Raw genomic sequence first — 20,120 nt, 5'->3', positions numbered from 1 at the left:
TATGCGCATTCATGGAGCGAAGGGCGGCGCAACGGCGAGCACGCCGACGGAGTCGCCGGATAGTCTGCATTCGATCGCCTATGCAAAGGTGCTGGACCTCGTTTCGGAAGGTCCGATCGTCGGTCTGGTGAACGGCCTGCAGTCGGTCTATCTCGACGACACGCCGATCCAGAACAGCGACGGCTCGACGAACTTCTCGAATTACTCAGTCGACACGCGCGTCGGCACGCAGGATCAGACGTATATGTCCGGGTTCCCGGCCGTCGAAAACGAAACAGCGGTGAGCGTGCCGCTGACGTCAGACACGCCGTGGGTGCATCACCTACAAGACACGCAGCTCACTGCGGCGCGCATCCGCTTCGGGCTGCCCGCGTTCCAGCAGTCGAATCAATCGACCGGCGATGTCACGGGTTACCGGGTCGAATATGCGATTGACCTCGCCGTCGATGGCGGCGCATACGCGCAGGTTCTGACCGGCGCATTTGACGGCAAGACTACCTCGCTCTATGAGCGCAGCGTGCGTATCGAGTTGCCGACGGCGACGACCGGATGGCTCGTGCGCGTGCGCCGCCTTACCGCGAATGCGCACAGCTCGCTGATCGCGGACACGGTCAACATTGAGGCGATCACTGAGATCATCGACCGCAAGCTGCGCTATCCGATGAGCGCGCTTGTTGGCCTGTCGTTCGACGCCCGCTCGTTCAGCTCAGTGCCGACTCGGTCTTACGACATCAAAGGCGTGATCATCCGCGTTCCGTCCAACTATGATCCGGATACGCGCAATTATTCGGGCACGTGGGACGGCACGTTCAAGACGGCGTGGACCGACAACCCTGCGTGGATCTTCTACGACATCGTCCTTAACGAGCGATATGGCTTAGGCAAGCTTGTCGACGCGTCGATGATCGACAAGTGGAATCTGTATCAGATCGGCCAGTATTGCGACGTCATGGTGTCTGACGGCAAGGGCGGGCAGGAACCGCGCTTCACCTGCAATGCCGTCATCCAGTCGCGCGCTGACGCATACAAGGTGCTGCAGGATCTCGCGACCGTCTTCCGTGGCATCGCTTACTGGGGGCCGGGGCAGGTCGTCGCCAACGCAGACATGCCGCAAGACCCGGAATACGTCTACACGGCTGCCAACGTCGTCGGCGGCTCCTTCGAGTATGTCGGCTCGTCGCGCAAGACGCGCTACACGACTGCACTCATCAGCTGGAACGACCCGGCCAGCAGCTATCAGCAGGCCGTCGAGTACGTGCCGGATGAAGACGGCATGGCGCGCTACGGCGTGATGAAGGCGGAGATCACCGCGTTCGGCACGACGTCGCAAGGGCAGGCGCATCGGCTAGGGCTGTGGACGCTGCTCACATCTCGCTACGAGACGAACACCGTCTCGTTTAGCGTCGGGCTCGACGGCACGCTTTGCCCGCCGGGGACGATCATCGCCGTGGCAGACCCGGCGAAGGGCGGGCGGCGCATCGGTGGCCGCATTCGCGCGGCGAGCGGGCGCGTCGTGACGCTAGACAAGGCGCCGACGGTTTCAGTCGGCGACACGCTGACGATCGTGCTTCCGTCCGGCTTGGCGCAGAAGCGCACGGTGCAGAGCGTCGCCGGCGACAGCATCACGGTCACCGACGCGTTCGCCACGCAGCCGGCGGCCGGCGCGATCTGGATGCTCGAAAGCGCCGACCTCGCCGCGCAGCTCTTCCGCGTCGTGAGCGTGCAAGAGTCGGACGACGACGGGCAGATCACCTACACGATCAACGCCACGCAGTACGAGCCGGGCAAATATGCGGCCATCGACAGCGGCGCGGCCATTCAGGTGCGCCCGGTCACAGTCATTCCTCCGTCTGTACAGCCGCCGCCGGCGAACGTCCGCGTGTCGACGTATTCGACGATCGATCAGGGCATCGCGAAGACGACCATGGTCATCGCGTGGGACGCCGCGGATAAGGCGGTGTCATATCTGCCGGAATGGCGTAAAGACAATGGCGAGTGGGTGACGGTCAACCCGACCGGCGGCCTGCAGGCGGAAGTCGCCGGCATCTATCAGGGCACGTATCTGGCGCGGGTGCGCGCGCAGAACGCCATGGGCGTCACGTCGGTTCCGGCGTACAGCACGGACACGACGCTCACGGGTAAGACCAGCCCGCCACCGTCCGTGGCGTCGCTGACGACCGAATCGAAGGTGTTCGGAATCGATGTGACTTGGACGTTCCCTGCCGATGGATCGGCCGGCGACACCCAGCGCACCGAACTCTGGTATAGCCGCACGCCGGCGCGCGCCGATGCGGTGAAGCAGGCTGATTACGCTTATCCCCAGTCGACCGCAAACCTGATGGGATTCGCTGCGGGGCAGGCGTTCTACTTTTGGGCGCGCCTAGTCGACACGTCCGGCAACATCGGGCCGTGGTTCCCGGCCGGCGATCCGGGCGTTCACGGCATCACTAGCACGGACGCCGCCGAATACAACGCCTACTTTGCTGGTCTGATCACGAAGACGGCGCTCGGGGAAGATCTGCTGTCAGAGATCGATGCGATCCCTGATCTGCAGCAAACCGTCACGGAAACCGCGGCGGCCATCACGCAGGAGCAGCAGTCTCGCATCTCCGGCGACAGCGCGCTGTCGCAACGACTCGATGTCGTCAGCGCCCAGGTCGTCGTCCCGCCGCTTGCCGGAAGCACCGGCGATTACGCCGGTTCGACGCAGGTATATGCCGGCGTGTGGTCGGAACAGAGCGCGCGCGCCGAGGCAGATCTCGCTATTGCTCGAAACGTCGAGACCGTGACGGCGCAGATCACAACCGCGTCGACGGGCTTGACCGCCGCAATTCAAAATGAGACGCAGGCTCGCGTCACTGCGGACAGTGCTCAAGCGCAGCAAATTACGAACGTGCAGGCCAGCGTGACAGACCTGCAGACAGGGTTGTCGAACACAAATGCCGCTGTTCAGACAAACGCCAACGCCTATGCAGACCTCAGCGGAAAAGTTGCGGCGAGCTACACGATCAAGACGCAGATTACCGCGAATGGTCGAACGTACATTTCGGGTATCGGCGTCGGCACCGACAATAGCAGCGGAGTGATCGAATCACAGGTGCTGCTTTCCGCGAGTCGCGTTGCCATCATTGACCCGAACGGAAGCGCGGTTACAGCTCCGTTTGTCGTGCAGGGCGGACAGGTGTTCATGAGCCAGGCGCTGATTGGCGTCGGCTGGATTCAGAACGCGAACATCGGCGACATCATTCAGTCGACGGCAGTCGGCGCAAACGGTCAGCCGCGGTGGATCTTGAACAAGAACGGCTCCTTGATCATGAACGGCGCGAACGCTGGTTCTGGCTGGCTGACTATCAACGATTCGACGCTGCTCGTGTACGACGGTAACGGCACGCTGCGTGTACGCCTGGGGCTCTGGTAATGCCGGCAGGACTACAAATATGGGATGCGTCGGGCCGTCTGGTCGTCGACTTCACGACGCGGCTAGCGCGAATCGTCGGGTCGGCCGCTATCGACGGCAAGCCTAACCAAGTGTCCAGCCCGTTCTTAGCGCAGGGCGACATCTTCGTTGCATTTCAGCCGACGGCATTGTGGAACTTCATCGACATGGACGTGAGCCGGCCGATATTTACCATTCCGGCCCGAGGCGGAACGACCATCAGCTGGACCTATTCACCTGGCTTTGGATCTCACAACATGCCCATCGTCGGTACCATGTTTTACGGGGTGAAGTGATGCCCGCCGGATTCCAATGTTTTTCGGCAGACGGCACGAACACCATCCAGATCGATAGCGATAGTGGGCTGCCGAACTATCAACTGCGCCAGAAGATTACTCAGACGATGGCCGTTGGTGCTATCCCGGTGTACACGGTGGCGAGCGGTCAACGGTATCAGTCCAGCGGACCAACGACGACGTTCTCGTTCTACGCGATCAGCCCGCTCGTCGTCTTCGAATGCAGCGGCGCTCACCTCTGTCCACATGCGTGGACGCAGTCGGGCAATAACTTCTCGGTGACAGTGGTTGGCGACGCATCTGTTCCGGTCACGATCTACGTCTTCGACAAGAACGATTTCAGTGTGACAGCCAACCGCTTCGGGCTTCAGGTGTTTAACGCTGCTGGCGTACTCGTTGCCGACGCGGCGGCTGCATTCGCGAAGCCCGTAGGGTTTGCGCAAGGCAATCCGAAATATGCGTACGGATCTACCGGCTATACGACGGACAGCGGCACATGGGCGTCGGACCAAGGCACAAATTCATATTCGGTGGTCGAGCGCGTTGGCGTGGCGTGCATTCAGCCGGCTTGGGCCATTGGCGGTGGGTCCGGTGGCGCCACGAACGCCGGCATCTACCTGTCGACGTTTCGGACATCAGGGAATGCAATCAACACGAACATGACGAGTTTCGGCGATAACCGAAACGTCAACAATTACACCGGCTTCCGCGAAGCTCTTTCGTGGAGCTACATGGCTGTCGACATCTCTTATCTGTGAGGCACTATGCCAATCGCATCGAACTACACGACGCCGAGTACGTGGGCGGTCGCAAGCTATCACGTCGTTCAGCAACTGACGCTCGACTATGTGTCGGGGCAATGCACGGCGACGGTTGCATCGTTTCTGTCGAAGGAGGCGAAGGACGCAGGCAAGTCTCCGATCTACTCGCAACAGATCGTGCTCGAAGGCATGCCCGAGAGCAACGCTGATCCAAAGGGATACGCAGAAGCGCTGCTGATCGAGCCGCAGCCGGCCGACGTGAACACGCCACCATACGCAAACAGATACGCCTTCGCTGGCGGCACGATCGTCGAATAAACAGCGGAGCAACGGACGCAGCCGCCCTCGGCCAAGGGCGGTTTTTTTATGCCCGGATGACCGGCGCACGAGGGGTGCTGAATGCCTGCTGATGAAATTTCGGGCTTGCGGGACAAAGTTGCTGAGCACGGCGAGGAACTTGCTGCTCTGCGGGAATGGAAAACGGGTGTCTCCATCCGAATCGATACGTTCGTCACGAAGACGGAATTTACCGTTGTGAAGATCCTCGTCTATTCGCTTGCGGGCACGACCTTGACCTCTGTTCTCGCCGCGCTGTTGGCAAAGGTGATCGTTAAATGAAGCCCGAAGATCGGAAGCAGATTGCCATTGGAGGAATGTACGCCGTGACGCTCATCGCCAGCGCCGCCGCGCTGATGTATATCGCGCTCGTGGGCGGCAACCCATATCACGCCGGACCGGCTGCTGCCTTCGATAAAGACGGTGTACGGAGATCGAACTTTCACCGGGGCGAGTGGATGTATGTGCGCCGCAATGTCTGCCTCGACCGCGACATCTATGCGGAGCAGTCTCCCTCGCTCTACGACCTGGATCGCAAGGCATACGTGGCGCTACGCGGCACCGCCACCTTGGCGAAGTCCGGATGCGCCCTGCGCAGCTCCGCGTTCGAGATCCCGCCGACGCTTCCCCCGGGCGACTACGAGTACCGAAATGTCTCTCGCTTCCAGAACAACCTGGTCGGACGCGACGAGAGCAACGTCTATCCGCCGATCCGAATAACGGTGACCGAATGACTGATCTGACAGAGCCGGTTAAGGCGCGCGATGGTGTGCACGTCGAGCAAGCGTACTTCCTACGCGCGAAGCATCTGCCGTGGGTCTGCGCGATTCTGCTGTTCGGTGCTCTGTGCACGGGCGTCGCGGGTGTGTACGCCGGAAGCACCATGCAGGCGAGCAAAAGCCAACAGGACATCGTCGAGCTGAAGGAACAACTCGCGCAGCAGAAGCTCGAGTACGAACAGCGGCTTGGCAGGCAGTCGGCGCAATACGCCATCGATGTGAACAACTTCGGTGACGCGATCGCGAAGTTCGGCCAGGCGCTCGCGTTGATGGACGCGAAGAATGATCGGCGTGCAGCTGAGCGCGAGCGCGCGCAGGCGGCTGCGATCGTCGCAGCGCAGAAGGCTGCGGCAGCGGCGGCCGTCGCCGCGCAGAAGACCGATCAGATCCTCGTCAAGACAGACGTCGCGCAACAGCAGGCGACCGAGGCCGCGTCCGCCGCAAAGGCGACCGAGAAGAAACTCGACACCGCTACGCATGGCACCGCCGCCGTGCCACCGACACCATGGGCTGGCAATCGCCGCTGACCCGTAACTGTTTCCCACCACCTGAACCCGGCCCCGAGCCGGTTTTTTTATTTCTGGAGGGCATATGCCTCTGATCCCGTTCACCCGGTTGCGGCTGACGCTCGCCGACGGGTGGCAGAAGCTACATAAGCGCGGCACCGTCATCGCCGGCGCAGCATTCACCGCGCTGGCCGCCGCTGGCCCGCTCATCGCCCAGGCATGGGAAGGCATGCCGCGCGAGCTGCGCGATGTCATCCCGCAAAACGTCCAGCAGTGGATCGCGTACACGCTCTTCGGTCTGAGCTTCATCGCGATCCGATACACGTCCGTGCGCCGCTGGAAGGAGGGCGATGATGGCGCGAATTGACGCTGCAGTAGCTGGCGGCAAGAACCGCGTCGCCTTCCTCGACATGATTGCGGCGAGCGAGATCGGCGCTGTGTTGATGGCGAAGACGGACGACGGTTACAACGTGCTAGTCGGCGCGACGCCGGCGCGGCCGCTGACGTTCAGGAGCTACGTCGACCATCCGAACATCTATAACCCGACGCACAACTCGACCGCTGCGGGCCGCTACCAGATTCTCATCAAGTGGTGGCGCATATATAAGCAGCAGATGAAGCTGCCTGACTTCTCTCCACTGTCGCAGGACAAGTACGCGCTCCAGCAACTGCGTGAGCACGGCGCGTTGCCGTTCATCGATGCTGGGCGGTTTCCGGAGGCGGTGGCGAAGGTCGCCAACGTGTGGGCCAGCTTGCCCGGCGCTGGGTATGGCCAACACGAAAACCAGATCGCGCATTTGCTGGCGGCATATAAGGCCGCCGGCGGAGGAGTCGCAGCATGATCGAACTATTGTTGAAGATCGGTCCGTGGATCATTGGGGGGCTTGGTCTGGCGGGGGGGATTCTGTTCGGCTCCTTTCGCCATCAGCAAGCTAAGTCGGCGACCGCCGACGCCGCAGCAGCGAAAGCGGACGCGGCGCGCGCCGTCGCCCAGAAGCAAAGCGAAGTCGATCAGGCGAATGCTGCTGCGTCTGCGGCCGGCGAGCAGGCCGTCGTCAATCGCACGGCGGCTGATCAAACGGCTGCGTCTACGGCGCGAGAAGACCTCGACGCCGAACTCGCCCAGCTCGGTGCACTTCGAAAGGACCAGCAATGAACATGCGGGCCATGATTATCTGCTGCGCACTGGCAACCAGTGGGTGTGCGACGACAGACCCAACGCCCCAGCCGCCTCAGACAGTGACCGTTACGAAGGTCGTTGATACAGCGTGCAACTGGGTCAAGCCGATTTCGGCGAGCAAGGCGGACACGGAGGACACGAAGCGCCAGATCCTCGCGCATGATCTGGCGGTTGCGAAGAATTGCCCGGCGATGTAGCCGGGTAAGCGCTACGTGAATGGTGATGCTGGCATGATCGCATTACCGTGGTGGTAGAGTGCTGCTCTCAACGCATAGGGGGCAGCATGGTTGTAGAAATCAGAACAAAAAAGGACGCGGTTGACTTCATCTCAGCTAATTTAGCCCGGGAGGAAGACGATGTTCCGGCCGTAATTGTCGGAGGCGAATTAGCACAAATTTCGATCCATATCGAGGGGGAAAACTACCATGGTAGCTTTCCCGGTGAATTCGCACGCGGCCTCTGGGAGTTTCAGGAAGCAATATACAATGCTGTTGCCTTCAGTCTGTACGGAGTGGAGGACATTCGTCGCCTCACTGCCGAGCAGAAAGACGACTACAAGATAGTCTTCGATTTGGAGAAGGGTTCCCTCGACATCGGCGCGATGCTCGAGACGTTCCTTGAAAAGTTCGCCGAAGGCATCACAAAAATGGATAGCAAGCACAAGGCAATCTCGGTCGTCGCCGTCGCGCTCATCCTGGCAACAGGCTTCGGTGCCGTGCATCTCATCGACGCAAATGCTGAAGTTCAGAAAGCGCAAATCGAAGCGCACGCCAAATCCGACGAAGAGCAACAGCGGACGGAACAATTCAAGGTCATCGCTGATGCAGTGAAGGGCAATCCTATCGCTACGCAGTTCGCTAAGGCGTCAGAGGAAGGGGCTCGAGCGATTGTGAAGCGAGCTCAAGGCGCGACGGAAGTTCGCGTCGGTTCTGTGACGTTCGACAAAGACGCGATCGATGAGATCAATCAACGAGCGGCAAAAGAAAAGCCTGCGGCGGTTATCGTGACTGCGGATTTCGTCGTTGTCCGAGTCGAGACGCGGGACAGCAGCATGACCAAGCTCATCTTGGCAAGTGAGAAAACTGGTGAGTTCTCTGCGATCATGCAGGACGACGACTTCGACGCAGATCAAATCAACAAGCTCTGGCTCGCCATCCGCGGTCGCCAGAAAGTTGCGCTGGAAGTGAATGCGACCTACGTTCGCAACGCGGTTAAGTCCGCGCAGATCATCCGAGTGCTTTGACGCAGGCTTAGGAAACGCGGACCATCATCCGCCGAGCGGCCCCTACTAGTGCGCTCAGGAATCGCCGCTGGTGGACGGGGATTCTTCCTCGTCGTCAGACATGATCTGCGGAAGCTTGGGGAAATTCACGTCGCACCGCTCGTGATGAGCGGCGGCGCTCCGCCGCGGGCAATCCGCCAGCTCGGCGCCGAGGTCCGTCATCGGGAAGTCGTCGCCGAGCCGCGCGACCAATTTGGCAACTCGGTACCGGCCTTTGCGATCGCATCGGGAGCACTCGATGTCAATATGGCTCGCGCGCGCCGCGAGTTCGCCAAGAAGAACGCTTCCGTTCTTACCCATCGCACTCAGGCTGCTCGTACTCGTCGTCATATTCGTTGACGACGCAATCGCAATCCCCGCACATCCACCGACCCGGCATGTCGCCGACCGCCGGTTGAAACTCTTCGCGCGCCAGCCGCCGCGCGCAGACAGGGCACCACATCGCCGCCATTTCTAGTCCTTTCTGCCTATCGCGAATACTGTATAAACGTACAGTATATTCCAAGGCGTGGCGCAGCCCGATCCGCACGCTGCCCAGCGCCCTGGATCACTGTGGTGCAGGAAGGATCTTGGCCTTCGCTGCTGTCGCGATGGCCGCCATTCTTTGACGCCGAGTTTCCCGTGCCACATACCATTCGTCGAACAGTGTTTCGGTCAGGCCGATTAGCAACCTCGCTTCTTCCGGATCTACTTCCACGATCACGTTTATGTCCGCCTGCATATGAGCGCCGATGTTGCCTAAATCTTTGACGGCCTTGATTGCCTGCCATGTGTCAGCATCAACCTTATCCTCAATTGCCTTGATCTCAGCCCAAAGGGTTGGCCTGTCGATTCTGACGTTCCAGAAGTCTCTGATCATGCCCTGCAACACTCGACGGGAAAGCGTCGCAGAAGCCTTCGGGCTCAGGTCTGCAATCAAGCATGCTTCGCGATAGTCGTCGCGCAATACAGCCGGCACGCATTCAGGGAACGAACGCGCTCCGCCACGCGGCTCGAATCGAAGGTATTCGATCGTTTCGTGAATCAGCTCCTCTCCAGTGCCAGCGTTGTAATAAGTGGAGGCCAACCTGAGGTCAAGCGTGTATTTCTCACACTCCTCATTCGGGCATACGATGAATGAAGAGAGCAGTGTCCGGCGGCCGACGCTGTTGTCGATTTTCAGCGTGTGCAATGCGTTTGAACGTCTTGCTGGGGAGATAGTCACATGACGCTCACAGTGCGGGCATAACCAGTTGAAGTTAGTAGCCATATGGTCCATGTATTAGGCGCGCCTAACACGGCGCCAAACAAGCACTGTGTTTTTATACAGTCACTTGACGAGAAAAAACCCGCGCCAGCCAATGCTGACGCGGGTTCTAATCTGGTCGGGGCGAGAGGATTTGAACCTCCGACCACCTGCACCCCATGCAGGTACGCTACCAGGCTGCGCTACGCCCCGAAAGAGCGAAAGTATATCAGAGCGAATCGAATAGTAGAACTGCTGCGGCGATTTTTGATGCAAACGTTGCCAAATCCACTTTCGACCCGCCAAGGTCGACGAAGCACATCACGACGCCACAGCCGCCGATGCCTCGCCAGGCGCGACCGATTTCGCCGTGTCGACAATCGCCCGCGCAGGCGATGCCGCCGACTGCTGACGCTTGCGGAACAGAAGCCCCATCACGAGCGACACCGCGCACGGAGCGAGATAGCCGAAGAAACGCCCGGCCCACGCCATGCGCGACGCGACGGTTTCATACTGCGTATGGTCATGGAAGCTCGCGGGCGCGAAGACCATCGTCAGCGTGAAATCCAGAACCATCGCCAGAAAGCAGAAGACGAAGTAAATCAGCGCGCCGTTCCACAGCAATTTGCCGTGGCTTGCATTGATCGTGCGGCAAACAAATAACACGATGCCCAGCAGCAAGAAGTTGAAAAACAACGGAATCCAGGGGAAGTCCATATTGCGTGATGCCTCGTGCAAAGAAGAATGAGCCGGTCCGGGCAAGCGGACGCCGGCGCGATCTTCACATGAGGTACAGGACGCTTGAATAGGAGTAATCCTAACAATTTGGCCGATCGCCCAGCGATTCGGAGAGAAAGTCGATGAACGTGCGGACCTTCGTCGTCATGTATTTGCGGCTCGTGTAGACGGCGTACACCGATGGCGCGAACGCCGTGTATTGCGGCAACACATGCACGAGCCCACCCGACGCCAGTTCCTGATCGATCATCCACTGCGGAACGTACGCGAGTCCCATGCCGGCGTGGACGAGTTGCAACAGCATCGAACTGTCGTTGGTTTTCAGCACCGCGTGATTTTTTACGACGACTTCGCCATCCGGGCCCGTCAGCGTGACCGACTCGATGTTCGTATAAGTCGGCAGGATGAGGCGATGGCGCGCGATGTCGTTCGGATGGCGCGGCTCGCCATGTCGGTCCAGATACGCACGCGACGCCACCAGCACGAACGGCATCTTGCACAGCGGCCGCACGATCAGCGAAGGCGACGGCTCCCACGTCGCACGCAGCGCCATGTCGTAGCCTTCTTCGACGAGATCGACGAAGCGGTTCTCCAGCCGCAGATCGACGAGCACGCCCGGATAGCGCGCCTGATACGCAAGGAGCAAGTCCGCGAACCGCCGATTCGCGAACCAGCCGGGCGCCGTCACCTTGAGCACGCCCTGCGGCTGCGCGGTCTGCACACCGACCGCCGCCTCGGCCGCCTTCAGAATGTCCAGCGCTTCGCTGCACTGCTCGTAATAGACGCTGCCCGCTTCGGTCAGGCTCAGATGGCGCGTCGTGCGGTGAAGCAGACGCACGCCGAGTTGCCGTTCCAGATTGGCGACATGCTTGCTCGTCATCGCGGTCGAAATGTCGAGGCGCTCGGCGGCCTTCACGAAGCTGCCCGCGTCGACGACTTCGCGGAACACGCGCAAACTGGTCAGCGCATCCATCGGTCACTTTCCGGCAGGAAGAAAACGGCGATGTTAGCGCCAATCCATCGATGAACGCTCACTTCGGCCATTCGTCGAGCGCGTCGTTGAAGAGCGACGCGACCACGCCGCGCAGCCAGGTCGTGCGCGGATCGTTATGGAACTTGCGATGCCAGTGCTGGCGAAGATCGAAGCGCGGCAGCGGTAGCGGCGGCTCGGCCAGTGTGATCGACGCGTGTTCCGCGACATACGCGAAGCCGATCGCATGCGGCACCGTCGCGATCAGATCGGTGCGCGAGAGAATGAACGGCAGGCTCATGAAGTGCGGCGTTTCGAGCACCGCGCGCCGCCGGACACGTTCCTTGTCGAGATAGTTTTCGAGCACTTCCTGGCTTCGTCCTTCGGCGCGCACGACCGCATGTCCGCATTCGACGAAGCGCTCGAGCGTGAGCGGCTCGTTCGCGTACGGATGATCGCGCCGCATCAGACAGATGAAGCGATGCGAGAAGAGTCGCTGCTGAAAAAAGTTGTTGCCGCGCAGGTCCGGAAAATAGCCGACCGCAAGATCGATTTCGCCTGCTTCCAGTCCGCGCTCCACATCTCCATGCGATACGGACACCGAGCGCAGATTCGCGCCGGGCGCATCTTTCGCGAACGCCTGCAAGAGTCGCGGCAGGAAGACGATTTCGCCGACATCGGATAGCGCGATCGAGAACGTATCGGTGCTCGAGGAGGGATCGAAGTGCTGGGTGTCGAGCAGGCCGCGCTCGATGCACCCGAGCGCGTCGCGGGCGGCGGGCACGAGGGCGAGTGCGCGCGGCGTCGGTTCCATGCCACGCGAGGTCCGCACGAATAACGGATCGTTGAAGTATTCGCGCAGCCGCCCGAGCGCCGTCGATACACGCGGCTGACTCACACCGAGCCGCTCGGCGGCGCGGCTCACGTTGCGCGTTTCCGCGATCGCGACGAGGAACGGGATCAGGTTCAGATCGAGTTCGTCCATGTTGCGATCAGCCGCGTCGCGCGACCATCTCGGACACGCGCTGCGCTGCGTCCTGCAAAGGCTCCAGAAACGCCTTCACCATCTGCTTCGCGCTCTTGCGCTGCGCGTTGCCGCTGATGTTCAGCGCGGCGATGATGCGCCCCTGCCGGTCGCGGATCGGCGCGGACATCGAAATCAGGCCTTCCTCCAGTTCCTGGTCGACGATCGCCCAGCCCTGGCGGCGCACCGCCGCAATCGCTTCCTTCAGCGCGCCGCGATCGACGATCGTATGCGGCGTGCGCGCGACGATATCGCTGGCATCGAGCAACGCGTCGAGACGACCGTCGTCGAGCGCGGACAGCAGGACGCGGCCCATCGACGTGCAGAACGCGGGCAGTCGGCTGCCGATCGACAGATTCTGCGTGATGATCTTGTGCGTCGGCACGCGCAGCACATACACGATCTCCGCGCCATTCAGCACGGCCGCCGAACAGCTTTCGTGCACCTGCTCGACGAGGTCTTCCATCACCGGTTCGGCGAGATTCCAGAACGGCATCGACGTGAGATAGGCGAAGCCGAGATCCAGGATCTTCGGCGTGAGCTGGAACAGCCGCCCGTCGGCCTCGACGTAGCCGAGCGTCTGAAGCGTGAGCAGGATGCGCCGTGCGCCGGCGCGCGTGAGGCCCGCGGCGGCCGCGACTTCGGTCAGCGTCTGCGCGGGGCGGTTCGCATCGAACGAGCGGATGACCGAAAGTCCGCGCGCGAACGATTGCACATAGGCATCGCCGGGACGGGAAGGGGCGTCTTGCGCATCCGAAGGAAAAGTGTCCATGAATTCAGGTGAGGAGACTCGGTACAAACCCGCGAAACGCGCGGGCTTCGTTGACACCGCAACGAACGCGGGACTAACATGCCGATGTTCGCTAAACGAATCCATGTTCGCATGACGAACATTTCGATGCAAGAGGGCACAGCAGCGGGTATACCCCGGCTTAGAGCGCCAAATGCGCGCTGACGGCTTCACAAGGCGATGACCACGGCGACGAGCCGGTTCTCGTCACAGGAGAACAACGCAATGATCAACAAGACTTTCGATTCGCTCGCGTCGGCGGTGGCCGACGTCCACGATGGCGCGACCATCATGATCGGCGGTTTCGGCACGGCGGGCATGCCGTCCGAGCTGATCGACGCGCTCATCGAGCAGGGCGCGCGTGAACTGACCATCGTCAACAATAATGCAGGCAACGGCGATACGGGCCTCGCCGCGCTGCTCAACGCGAAGCGCGTGCGCAAGATCATCTGCTCGTTCCCGCGCCAGACCGATTCGCACGTGTTCGACGCGCTGTATCGCGCCGGCGAAATCGAGCTTGAACTCGTGCCGCAGGGCAATCTCGCCGAGCGCATCCGCGCGGCGGGCGCGGGCATCGGCGGTTTCTTCACGCCGACCGGTTACGGCACCAAGCTCGCGGAAGGCAAGGAGACGCGCGAAATCGACGGCAAGCATTACGTGCTCGAATCGCCGCTCCATGCCGACTTCGCGCTCGTGAAGGCATATAAGGGCGACCGCTGGGGCAATCTGGTCTATCGTAAAACGGCGCGCAACTTCGGGCCGATCATGGCGAGCGCCGCGAAGACGGCCATCGTCCAGGTGTCGAAAGTCGTGCCGCTCGGCGAGCTGGACCCTGAAAACATCGTGACGCCGGGCATTTTCGTCCAGCGCGTCGTGGAAGTGCCGCAAGCGGTGCATCAAGCTGAACTCGCTGCCTGAAAGGACGAAAAGCCATGAAGAAACTGACTCGTGACGAAATGGCCAAGCGCGTGGCCGCGGACATTCCGGAAGGCGCGTACGTGAACCTCGGCATCGGCGTGCCGACGCTCGTCGCCAATCATCTCGCGGCGGATCGCGAGATCTTTCTGCACAGCGAAAACGGCCTGCTCGGCATGGGCCCCGCGCCCGCGAAAGGCGAGGAAGACGACGAACTGATCAATGCCGGCAAGCAGCATGTGACGCTGCTGACGGGCGGCGCGTTCTTCCATCACGCGGATTCCTTCGCGATGATGCGCGGCGGCCACCTCGATTTTTGCGTGCTCGGCGCGTTTCAGGTGTCGGCCCAGGGCGACCTCGCGAACTGGCACACCGGCGCGCCCGACGCGATTCCGGCTGTCGGCGGCGCGATGGATCTCGCCATCGGCGCAAAGCAGGTCTACGTGATGATGGAACTGCTCACCAAGCAAGGCGAAAGCAAGCTCGTGGCCGAGTGTTCCTATCCGGTGACGGGCGTGCAGTGCGTGGACCGCGTCTATACCGACCTCGCCGTGTTCGACGTGACGCCGGAAGGCTTCGTCGTGCGCGAGATCGTCGACGGTCTGTCGTTCGATGAATTGCAGAAGCTCGCCAAGGTCCCGCTGCAGTACGCGCCGATTTCCGAAGCAGCCTGAGAGACACTACACAGAACTGGAGCAACCGATGAAAGAAGCATTCGTATGTGATGCGATCCGCACGCCGATCGGCCGTTATGCGGGCGCGCTGTCGTCCGTGCGTGCCGACGATCTCGGCGCGGTGCCGCTGCGCGCGCTCGTCGAGCGCAACAAGGAAGTGGACTGGGAAGCGGTCGAGGAAGTGATCTACGGCTGCGCGAATCAGGCGGGCGAGGACAATCGCAACGTCGCGCGCATGTCGGCGCTGCTCGCCGGGCTGCCGGTCGGCACGCCGGGATCGACGGTCAACCGCCTGTGCGGCTCGGGCATGGATGCAATCGGCATCGCGGCGCGTGCGGTCAAGTCGGGTGAAGCGGGATTGCTGATCGCGGGCGGCGTCGAAAGCATGAGCCGCGCGCCCTTCGTGATGGGCAAGGCCGCGACCGCGTTCTCGCGTCAGGCCGAGATTTTCGATACGACCATCGGCTGGCGCTTCGTCAATCCGCTGATGAAGAAGCAATACGGCGTCGATTCGATGCCCGAAACCGCCGAGAACGTCGCCGACGATTACAAGGTGAGCCGCGCCGATCAGGACGCGTTCGCGCTGCGCTCGCAGCAGAAGGCATCGCGTGCACAGAAGGACGGCACGCTCGCGCAGGAAATCACGCCGGTCACGATCCCGCAGAAAAAGGGCGATGCGATCGTCGTCACGCAGGACGAGCATCCGCGCGAAACGACGCTCGAAGCGCTCGCGAAGCTGAAGGGCGTCGTGCGTCCGGACGGCTCGGTGACCGCGGGCAACGCGTCGGGCGTCAACGACGGCGCCGTCGCGATGTTGATCGCCGATGAGGAAAGCGCGAAGCGTCACGGCCTCACGCCGCGCGCGCGCATTCTCGGCATGGCGACGGCCGGCGTGCCGCCGCGCGTGATGGGTATCGGCCCGGCGCCGGCGTCGCAAAAGCTGCTCGCGCGCCTGGGAATGACCATCGACCAGATGGATGTGATCGAACTGAACGAAGCGTTCGCGTCGCAAGGGCTCGCGGTGCTGCGCATGCTCGGCGTCGCGGACGACGATGCCCGCGTCAATCCGAACGGCGGCGCAATCGCGCTCGGTCATCCGCTGGGCGCGTCGGGCGCGCGGCTCGTGACGGCGGCGACGTACCAGCTGCATCGCACCGGCGGCCGCTACGCGCTTTGCACGATGTGCATCGGCGTGGGGCAAGGCATTGCGATGATCATCGAGCGGGTCTGATCGCATGTTCTCATCGACCGGCCGGCTCACCGATCTGATCTGCGGCAACGCCGAAGCCAACGCGGTCTGGTCGCCGCGCGCGACCGTCCAGGCGATGCTCGACGTCGAAGCGGCGCTGGCGCGGGCATCGGCGAAAGCGGGCGTGATTCCGGCGAACGCCGTCGATGCGATCGTCGCCGCGTGCAACGCCGACCACATCGACGCCGCCGCGCTGATGACCGGCGCGGCCGCTGGCGGCAATCTCGCGATTCCGCTCGTCAAGCAACTGACGGCCGTCGTGAAGGCACGCGACGAACAAGCCGCGAAGTACGTGCACTGGGGCGCGACGAGCCAGGACATCATCGATACGGGCGTCGTGCTGCAGCTTCGCGCCGCGCTCTATCTGATCGATGCCGATTTGCGCGAGCTGGCCGCGTCGCTTGCCACGCAGGCGCAGACGCATCGCGCCACGCCGATGATCGGCCGCACCTGGCTGCAGCAGGCGCTGCCGATCACGCTCGGCCTGAAGTTCGCGCAATGGCTCGATGCAATCACGCGACATCGCGCGCGACTCGCCGAGTTGCGTAGCCGCGCGCTGGTGCTGCAATTCGGCGGCGCGGCGGGCACGCTGGCGAGCCTGCGCGACAAGGCGCTGCCGACCGCGCAGGCGCTTGCCGATGACCTTGGCCTGCCACTGCCCGCGCTGCCGTGGCATACGCAGCGCGATCGCATCGCTGAGGCCGCATCGTTTCTCGGCATGCTGACGGGCACGCTCGGCAAGATCGCCCGCGACATCTCGCTGATGATGCAGACGGAACTCGGCGAAGTGGCCGAACCGGCGGCGGCAGGCAAGGGCGGTTCGTCGACGATGCCGCACAAGCGCAACCCCGTGGGCTGCGCGGCGGTGCTGACGGCCGCGACGCGCGCGCCGAACCTCGTCGCGACGGTCTTCGCCGGCATGGTGCAGGAGCACGAACGCGCGCTCGGCGGCTGGCAGGCCGAATGGGACGCGCTGCCCGATCTGGCGCGGCTGACCGCCGGGGCGCTCGCGAACGTGAAGGGTATCGTGCCGGGGCTGGAAGTGAACGCCGATCGCCTTGCGGCGAATCTGAACGCGACGAACGGACTCGTGCTTGGCGAAGCGGTGATGCTCGCGCTCGGCGACGCCATCGGCCGGCTGGACGCGCACAAGCTGGTCGAGGGCGCGTCGAAGGCAGCGGTGGCGAACGGCCAGCCGCTGTACGACGTCCTCGCCGCCGATGAAACCGTCGCCCGCCATCTGTCGCCCGAGCAATTGAAGCCCTTGCTCGATCCGGCCAATTACGTCGGTCAGGCGCAAGCCTTCGTCGATGCGGCGCTCGACCAGTATCGCGCGAGCGCCTGACGACGCCTGCGCCATTCAACAAGAAGGAGCACCATCAACATGCCACTCGCCGCTGTCAACGGAACCCGCATTCACTATCGCATCGATTCGACCGCCGGCGACGATGCGCCGTGGCTCGTCCTGTCGAACTCGCTCGGCGCGGACGTATCGATGTGGACGCCGCAGATCGAAGCGTTCGCGAAGCAGTATCGCGTCGTGCGCTACGACACGCGCGGCCACGGTCATTCCGACGCGCCGCAAGGCCCGTACACCATCGACCAGCTGATCGGCGATGTCATCGGCCTGATGGATCATCTCGGCATCGAGCGCGCGCATTACTGCGGCTTGTCGATGGGCGGGCTGACCGGCATCGGCCTCGCCGCGCGCCATCCGCAGCGGCTCTCGCGCGTCGTGCTATCGAACACGGCGGCGCTGATCGGATCGGACGCCGTGTGGACGCCGCGCGCCGCGAAAGCACGCGAAGCAGGTGGCATGGCCGCGCTCACCGACGCCGTCATCGCGCGCTGGTTCACCGCGCCGTTCATGGAGCGCGAGCAGCTTGCGCTCGCCAACATTCGCGACGTCTTCCGCCACACGTCGGGCGGCGGCTACGCGTCGAACTGCGAAGCCATCCGCGACGCCGACCTGCGCGACGAAGCGAAGACCATCGCGCTGCCCGTTCTCGTGATCGCGGGCACGCACGACCTCTCGACGACTGCCGAGCAGGGCCGCGAACTGGCGGCGTATATCAATGGCTCGCGCTACGTCGAACTGGACGCGGCGCATCTGTCGAACATCGAGAAGCGCGATGCGTACACGCGCGCCGTGCTCGACTTCCTCGGAGAAGCACAATGACTGACGACGAACGTTACGAAGCGGGCATGAACGTGCGCCGCGCGGTGCTGTCGGACGCGCACGTGGACCGCTCGCTTGCGAATCGCACGGAACTGACGACTGAGTTTCAGAACTTCATCACGCGCTATGCATGGGGCGAAATCTGGACGCGCGATGGTTTGCCGCGCCATACGCGCAGCCTCATCACCATTGCGATGATGGTCGCGCTCAACCGCAGCGAAGAACTCGCGCTGCACCTGCGCGCCGCGAAGAACAACGGCGTGACGCAGGACGAGATCAAGGAAGTGCTGTTGCAAACGGCGGTGTATTGCGGCGTGCCGGCGGCGAACTCGGCGTTCCATCTTGCGCAGAAGATTTTCGACGAGGAAAGCAAGGCGGGCGGGCAGTAAAGGTCGGGCGGATCGTCAGGTTTGCCGGGAAAGCCGTCTTTCGAGGGATCGAAAGACGGCTTTTGCACGTCTAGAACGCGTAATACGGCCCGGTTCCCGCTGGCGTCGGACGCCCTTCGAGCGCGGTGAACACGCGCCTGCCGTAGAAGAACGGCAGTCCCCAATCGAAGAAGCCGTTCGCGGGTCCGGCCAGATTGTTGAAAGCGTAATTGCTGGTGGCAAAGAGCGTGGTCGACTTCGCGACACTGAAGGACACGCCGGCGGTGACGCCCGTCGTTGAAATGAGCGTTGCGCTCAGCCCCTGCGGCGTCGCCGGGCAGAACCACGCGCCGCAGGTCGCGAGCGTCGCGGAGGGAAAGAACAGGCCGTTCGAGCCGCTATCGATGAAGCTCGAACCGTACTGGCTGCCGCTGAAGCTCGTCGCCACATAGCCCGTGATCGAGTTGGACTTCAGCACCGTCGCGGCGCCGAGCAGGTTGTTCGCCTGCGATCCGATGCCGAAGGTCATCGTCCCCGCCACCGACGATGCGCCCTCCGGCGGCACCGCCGGCAACTCGATGAGCACGCCGTTGTTGTCGGCGGCGAAGCGCGCGATCGGATTCGTCACTTGCTGCGCGGTCGCGAGCGTGCTCGCCGTGCATCCGGCTGAGGTGCAGCTGTAGTACCAGCGCGGCATCGCGGAATTCGCGCAGCCGCCGCCGCAATCGGCGGTGAACGGGCCGACGCCGAGAATGCCGTTGCCACGGAGCTTCGATGCATCGAGCATCGGCAGACCCGACTGGCTGCAATCGGTCGCCGCGCCGGGCACGGCAGTATCGGCGATCAACTGGACCGAGGTCGAACTCGCGAGTTGGCCGGCGAGGCGGATGTCGGCCTGCCGCACCGCGCCCCACGTATAGCCGGAGCCGAACACGGAGCACTCCGCCATTACCGTGCTCGCCGCGTTGCCCGCGACGAGCGGCAGTGCGATCGACGGATCGAGCGCCGATGCAAGAACTCGAAGTCCCTGCGAGCCGGTATCGACCTGAATGTTGTCGATGGTCTGGCATTTATCGGTGCCGGGCGCGCACAGCGTCACGCTCGTCTGCAGCATGTTGCGTGTGCTGGTGCCGGTGGCGGTCGCGGCCACGCGGATTGGTTGCACGTTCGGCGTCGTCGACTGCACGACGACGTCGCTGGCCGGGGCGGGGGCGCTTGCTGTCACGGGCGCGCTCGCCGGAACCGGCGTGCTGGCGGTGGCCGGTGCGCTGGCAGGCGTGCTGGCAGGCGCTGCCGTGCTGGCGCCGGAACTGCTGCTGCCGCCGCCGCCGCCGCCGCATCCATGGAGCAGGATGCACAGCGCAAGGGCGGCAGCGGAAGAGAGCTTGCGGATGGTCATGTCTGGTCTCCCC

23 protein-coding genes and 1 tRNA gene are annotated in these 20,120 nt (G+C 62.8%); 16 read left to right on the top strand and 8 right to left on the bottom strand.

The annotated features are described in order from the left end of the window. Position 1 precedes the first annotated feature (1 nt). The 10 genes from LDZ21_RS08205 (at position 2) to LDZ21_RS08160 (ending at position 8,537) form a co-directional block, all read left to right on the top strand. Positions 2-3,418, top strand: coding sequence for a TipJ family phage tail tip protein (locus LDZ21_RS08205; RefSeq protein ID WP_244792640.1), 3,417 nt, complete (start codon positions 2-4; stop codon positions 3,416-3,418). A gap of 169 nt (positions 3,419-3,587) precedes the next feature. Continuing rightward, positions 3,588-4,490: a hypothetical protein gene (locus LDZ21_RS08200; RefSeq protein ID WP_244792638.1), complete on the top strand. Its 903-nt coding sequence runs from the start codon at positions 3,588-3,590 to the stop codon at positions 4,488-4,490. 6 nt (positions 4,491-4,496) lie between these two features. Further along, positions 4,497-4,811, top strand: coding sequence for a hypothetical protein (locus LDZ21_RS08195; RefSeq protein WP_244792636.1), 315 nt, complete (start codon positions 4,497-4,499; stop codon positions 4,809-4,811). A gap of 81 nt (positions 4,812-4,892) precedes the next feature. Continuing rightward, positions 4,893-5,111 (top strand): hypothetical protein, encoded by a 219-nt coding sequence (locus LDZ21_RS08190; RefSeq protein ID WP_035964368.1) that lies wholly within the window; start codon positions 4,893-4,895, stop codon positions 5,109-5,111. After that, the gene (locus tag LDZ21_RS08185) at positions 5,108-5,563 is read left to right on the top strand and encodes a hypothetical protein (protein WP_244792634.1); all 456 of its coding nucleotides are present in this window, start codon (positions 5,108-5,110) and stop codon (positions 5,561-5,563) included. Before LDZ21_RS08190 ends, LDZ21_RS08185 begins: the two co-directional genes overlap by 4 nt. After that, on the top strand, positions 5,560-6,135 hold the full coding sequence (locus LDZ21_RS08180; RefSeq protein WP_244792632.1) for a hypothetical protein: 576 nt from the start codon (positions 5,560-5,562) through the stop codon (positions 6,133-6,135). The genes LDZ21_RS08185 and LDZ21_RS08180 overlap by 4 nt, the downstream gene beginning before the upstream one ends. A 64-nt stretch (positions 6,136-6,199) precedes the next feature. Then, positions 6,200-6,481 carry a DUF7940 domain-containing protein gene (locus LDZ21_RS08175; RefSeq protein WP_244792630.1) on the top strand — a complete coding sequence of 94 codons (282 nt, stop codon included), beginning with the start codon at positions 6,200-6,202 and terminating at the stop codon, positions 6,479-6,481. Beyond that, a complete protein-coding gene (locus LDZ21_RS08170) occupies positions 6,468-6,956 on the top strand; it encodes a glycoside hydrolase family 24 protein (RefSeq protein WP_244794799.1) in 489 nt (162 codons plus the stop codon). The genes LDZ21_RS08175 and LDZ21_RS08170 overlap by 14 nt, the downstream gene beginning before the upstream one ends. 11 nt (positions 6,957-6,967) lie before the next feature. Then, a complete protein-coding gene (locus LDZ21_RS08165) occupies positions 6,968-7,270 on the top strand; it encodes a hypothetical protein (RefSeq protein WP_244792628.1) in 303 nt (100 codons plus the stop codon). 307 nt (positions 7,271-7,577) lie between these two features. Further along, positions 7,578-8,537, top strand: a complete 960-nt coding sequence (locus LDZ21_RS08160; protein ID WP_244792627.1) for a hypothetical protein — start codon at positions 7,578-7,580, stop codon at positions 8,535-8,537. A gap of 54 nt (positions 8,538-8,591) precedes the next feature. Here the strand turns inward: LDZ21_RS08160 and LDZ21_RS08155 are convergent, their stop codons facing one another. The 7 genes from LDZ21_RS08155 to LDZ21_RS08125 form a co-directional block, all read right to left on the bottom strand. Continuing rightward, positions 8,592-8,876 carry a hypothetical protein gene (locus LDZ21_RS08155; RefSeq protein WP_244792625.1) on the bottom strand — a complete coding sequence of 95 codons (285 nt, stop codon included), beginning with the start codon at positions 8,874-8,876 and terminating at the stop codon, positions 8,592-8,594. Positions 8,877-9,123: 247 nt separating this feature from the next. After that, entirely contained in the window at positions 9,124-9,834 is a 711-nt protein-coding gene (locus LDZ21_RS08150; protein ID WP_244792623.1) for a DUF4145 domain-containing protein, read from the bottom strand. Positions 9,835-9,937: 103 nt separating this feature from the next. Beyond that, positions 9,938-10,014, bottom strand: a tRNA-Pro gene (locus LDZ21_RS08145). A 108-nt stretch (positions 10,015-10,122) separates the two neighbouring features. After that, a complete protein-coding gene (locus LDZ21_RS08140) occupies positions 10,123-10,518 on the bottom strand; it encodes a hypothetical protein (RefSeq protein WP_244792621.1) in 396 nt (131 codons plus the stop codon). 100 nt (positions 10,519-10,618) lie between these two features. Then, complete coding sequence (locus tag LDZ21_RS08135; RefSeq protein ID WP_244792619.1) at positions 10,619-11,512, bottom strand: LysR family transcriptional regulator; 894 nt, start codon at positions 11,510-11,512, stop codon at positions 10,619-10,621. 58 nt (positions 11,513-11,570) lie between these two features. Then, positions 11,571-12,494 carry a LysR family transcriptional regulator gene (locus LDZ21_RS08130; RefSeq protein ID WP_244792616.1) on the bottom strand — a complete coding sequence of 308 codons (924 nt, stop codon included), beginning with the start codon at positions 12,492-12,494 and terminating at the stop codon, positions 11,571-11,573. Between the two features lie 7 nt (positions 12,495-12,501). Continuing rightward, positions 12,502-13,305 carry an IclR family transcriptional regulator gene (locus LDZ21_RS08125; RefSeq protein WP_244792614.1) on the bottom strand — a complete coding sequence of 268 codons (804 nt, stop codon included), beginning with the start codon at positions 13,303-13,305 and terminating at the stop codon, positions 12,502-12,504. A 243-nt stretch (positions 13,306-13,548) separates the two neighbouring features. Between LDZ21_RS08125 and LDZ21_RS08120 the strand changes: the two genes are divergently transcribed. The 6 genes from LDZ21_RS08120 to pcaC are packed head-to-tail and all read left to right on the top strand — an operon-like array spanning position 13,549 to position 18,729. Then, positions 13,549-14,241: a 3-oxoacid CoA-transferase subunit A gene (locus LDZ21_RS08120; protein ID WP_244792612.1), complete on the top strand. Its 693-nt coding sequence runs from the start codon at positions 13,549-13,551 to the stop codon at positions 14,239-14,241. A 14-nt stretch (positions 14,242-14,255) separates the two neighbouring features. Beyond that, complete coding sequence (locus tag LDZ21_RS08115) at positions 14,256-14,912, top strand: 3-oxoacid CoA-transferase subunit B (protein WP_035966997.1); 657 nt, start codon at positions 14,256-14,258, stop codon at positions 14,910-14,912. 28 nt (positions 14,913-14,940) lie between these two features. Further along, on the top strand, positions 14,941-16,143 hold the full coding sequence (gene pcaF, locus LDZ21_RS08110) for a 3-oxoadipyl-CoA thiolase (protein WP_244792610.1): 1,203 nt from the start codon (positions 14,941-14,943) through the stop codon (positions 16,141-16,143). A 4-nt stretch (positions 16,144-16,147) separates the two neighbouring features. Then, positions 16,148-17,506, top strand: coding sequence for a 3-carboxy-cis,cis-muconate cycloisomerase (locus LDZ21_RS08105; RefSeq protein WP_244792608.1), 1,359 nt, complete (start codon positions 16,148-16,150; stop codon positions 17,504-17,506). A 39-nt stretch (positions 17,507-17,545) separates the two neighbouring features. Beyond that, positions 17,546-18,340 (top strand): 3-oxoadipate enol-lactonase, encoded by a 795-nt coding sequence (pcaD, locus tag LDZ21_RS08100; RefSeq protein ID WP_244792606.1) that lies wholly within the window; start codon positions 17,546-17,548, stop codon positions 18,338-18,340. Beyond that, positions 18,337-18,729 carry a 4-carboxymuconolactone decarboxylase gene (gene pcaC, locus LDZ21_RS08095; RefSeq protein WP_035966990.1) on the top strand — a complete coding sequence of 131 codons (393 nt, stop codon included), beginning with the start codon at positions 18,337-18,339 and terminating at the stop codon, positions 18,727-18,729. Before pcaD ends, pcaC begins: the two co-directional genes overlap by 4 nt. Before the next feature lie 70 nt (positions 18,730-18,799). On the opposite strand, the gene LDZ21_RS08090 is transcribed toward pcaC, so the two are convergent. Then, positions 18,800-20,107, bottom strand: a complete 1,308-nt coding sequence (locus tag LDZ21_RS08090) for a DUF3443 domain-containing protein (protein ID WP_244792604.1) — start codon at positions 20,105-20,107, stop codon at positions 18,800-18,802. Positions 20,108-20,120 lie beyond the last annotated feature (13 nt).

Origin of the sequence: Caballeronia grimmiae (assembly GCF_022879615.1) — a bacterium.
In the GTDB taxonomy this organism is placed as follows: domain Bacteria; phylum Pseudomonadota; class Gammaproteobacteria; order Burkholderiales; family Burkholderiaceae; genus Caballeronia; species Caballeronia grimmiae.
Note: the sequence above shows the minus strand (reverse complement) of the source record. Positions and strands in the feature narration are given on the sequence as shown.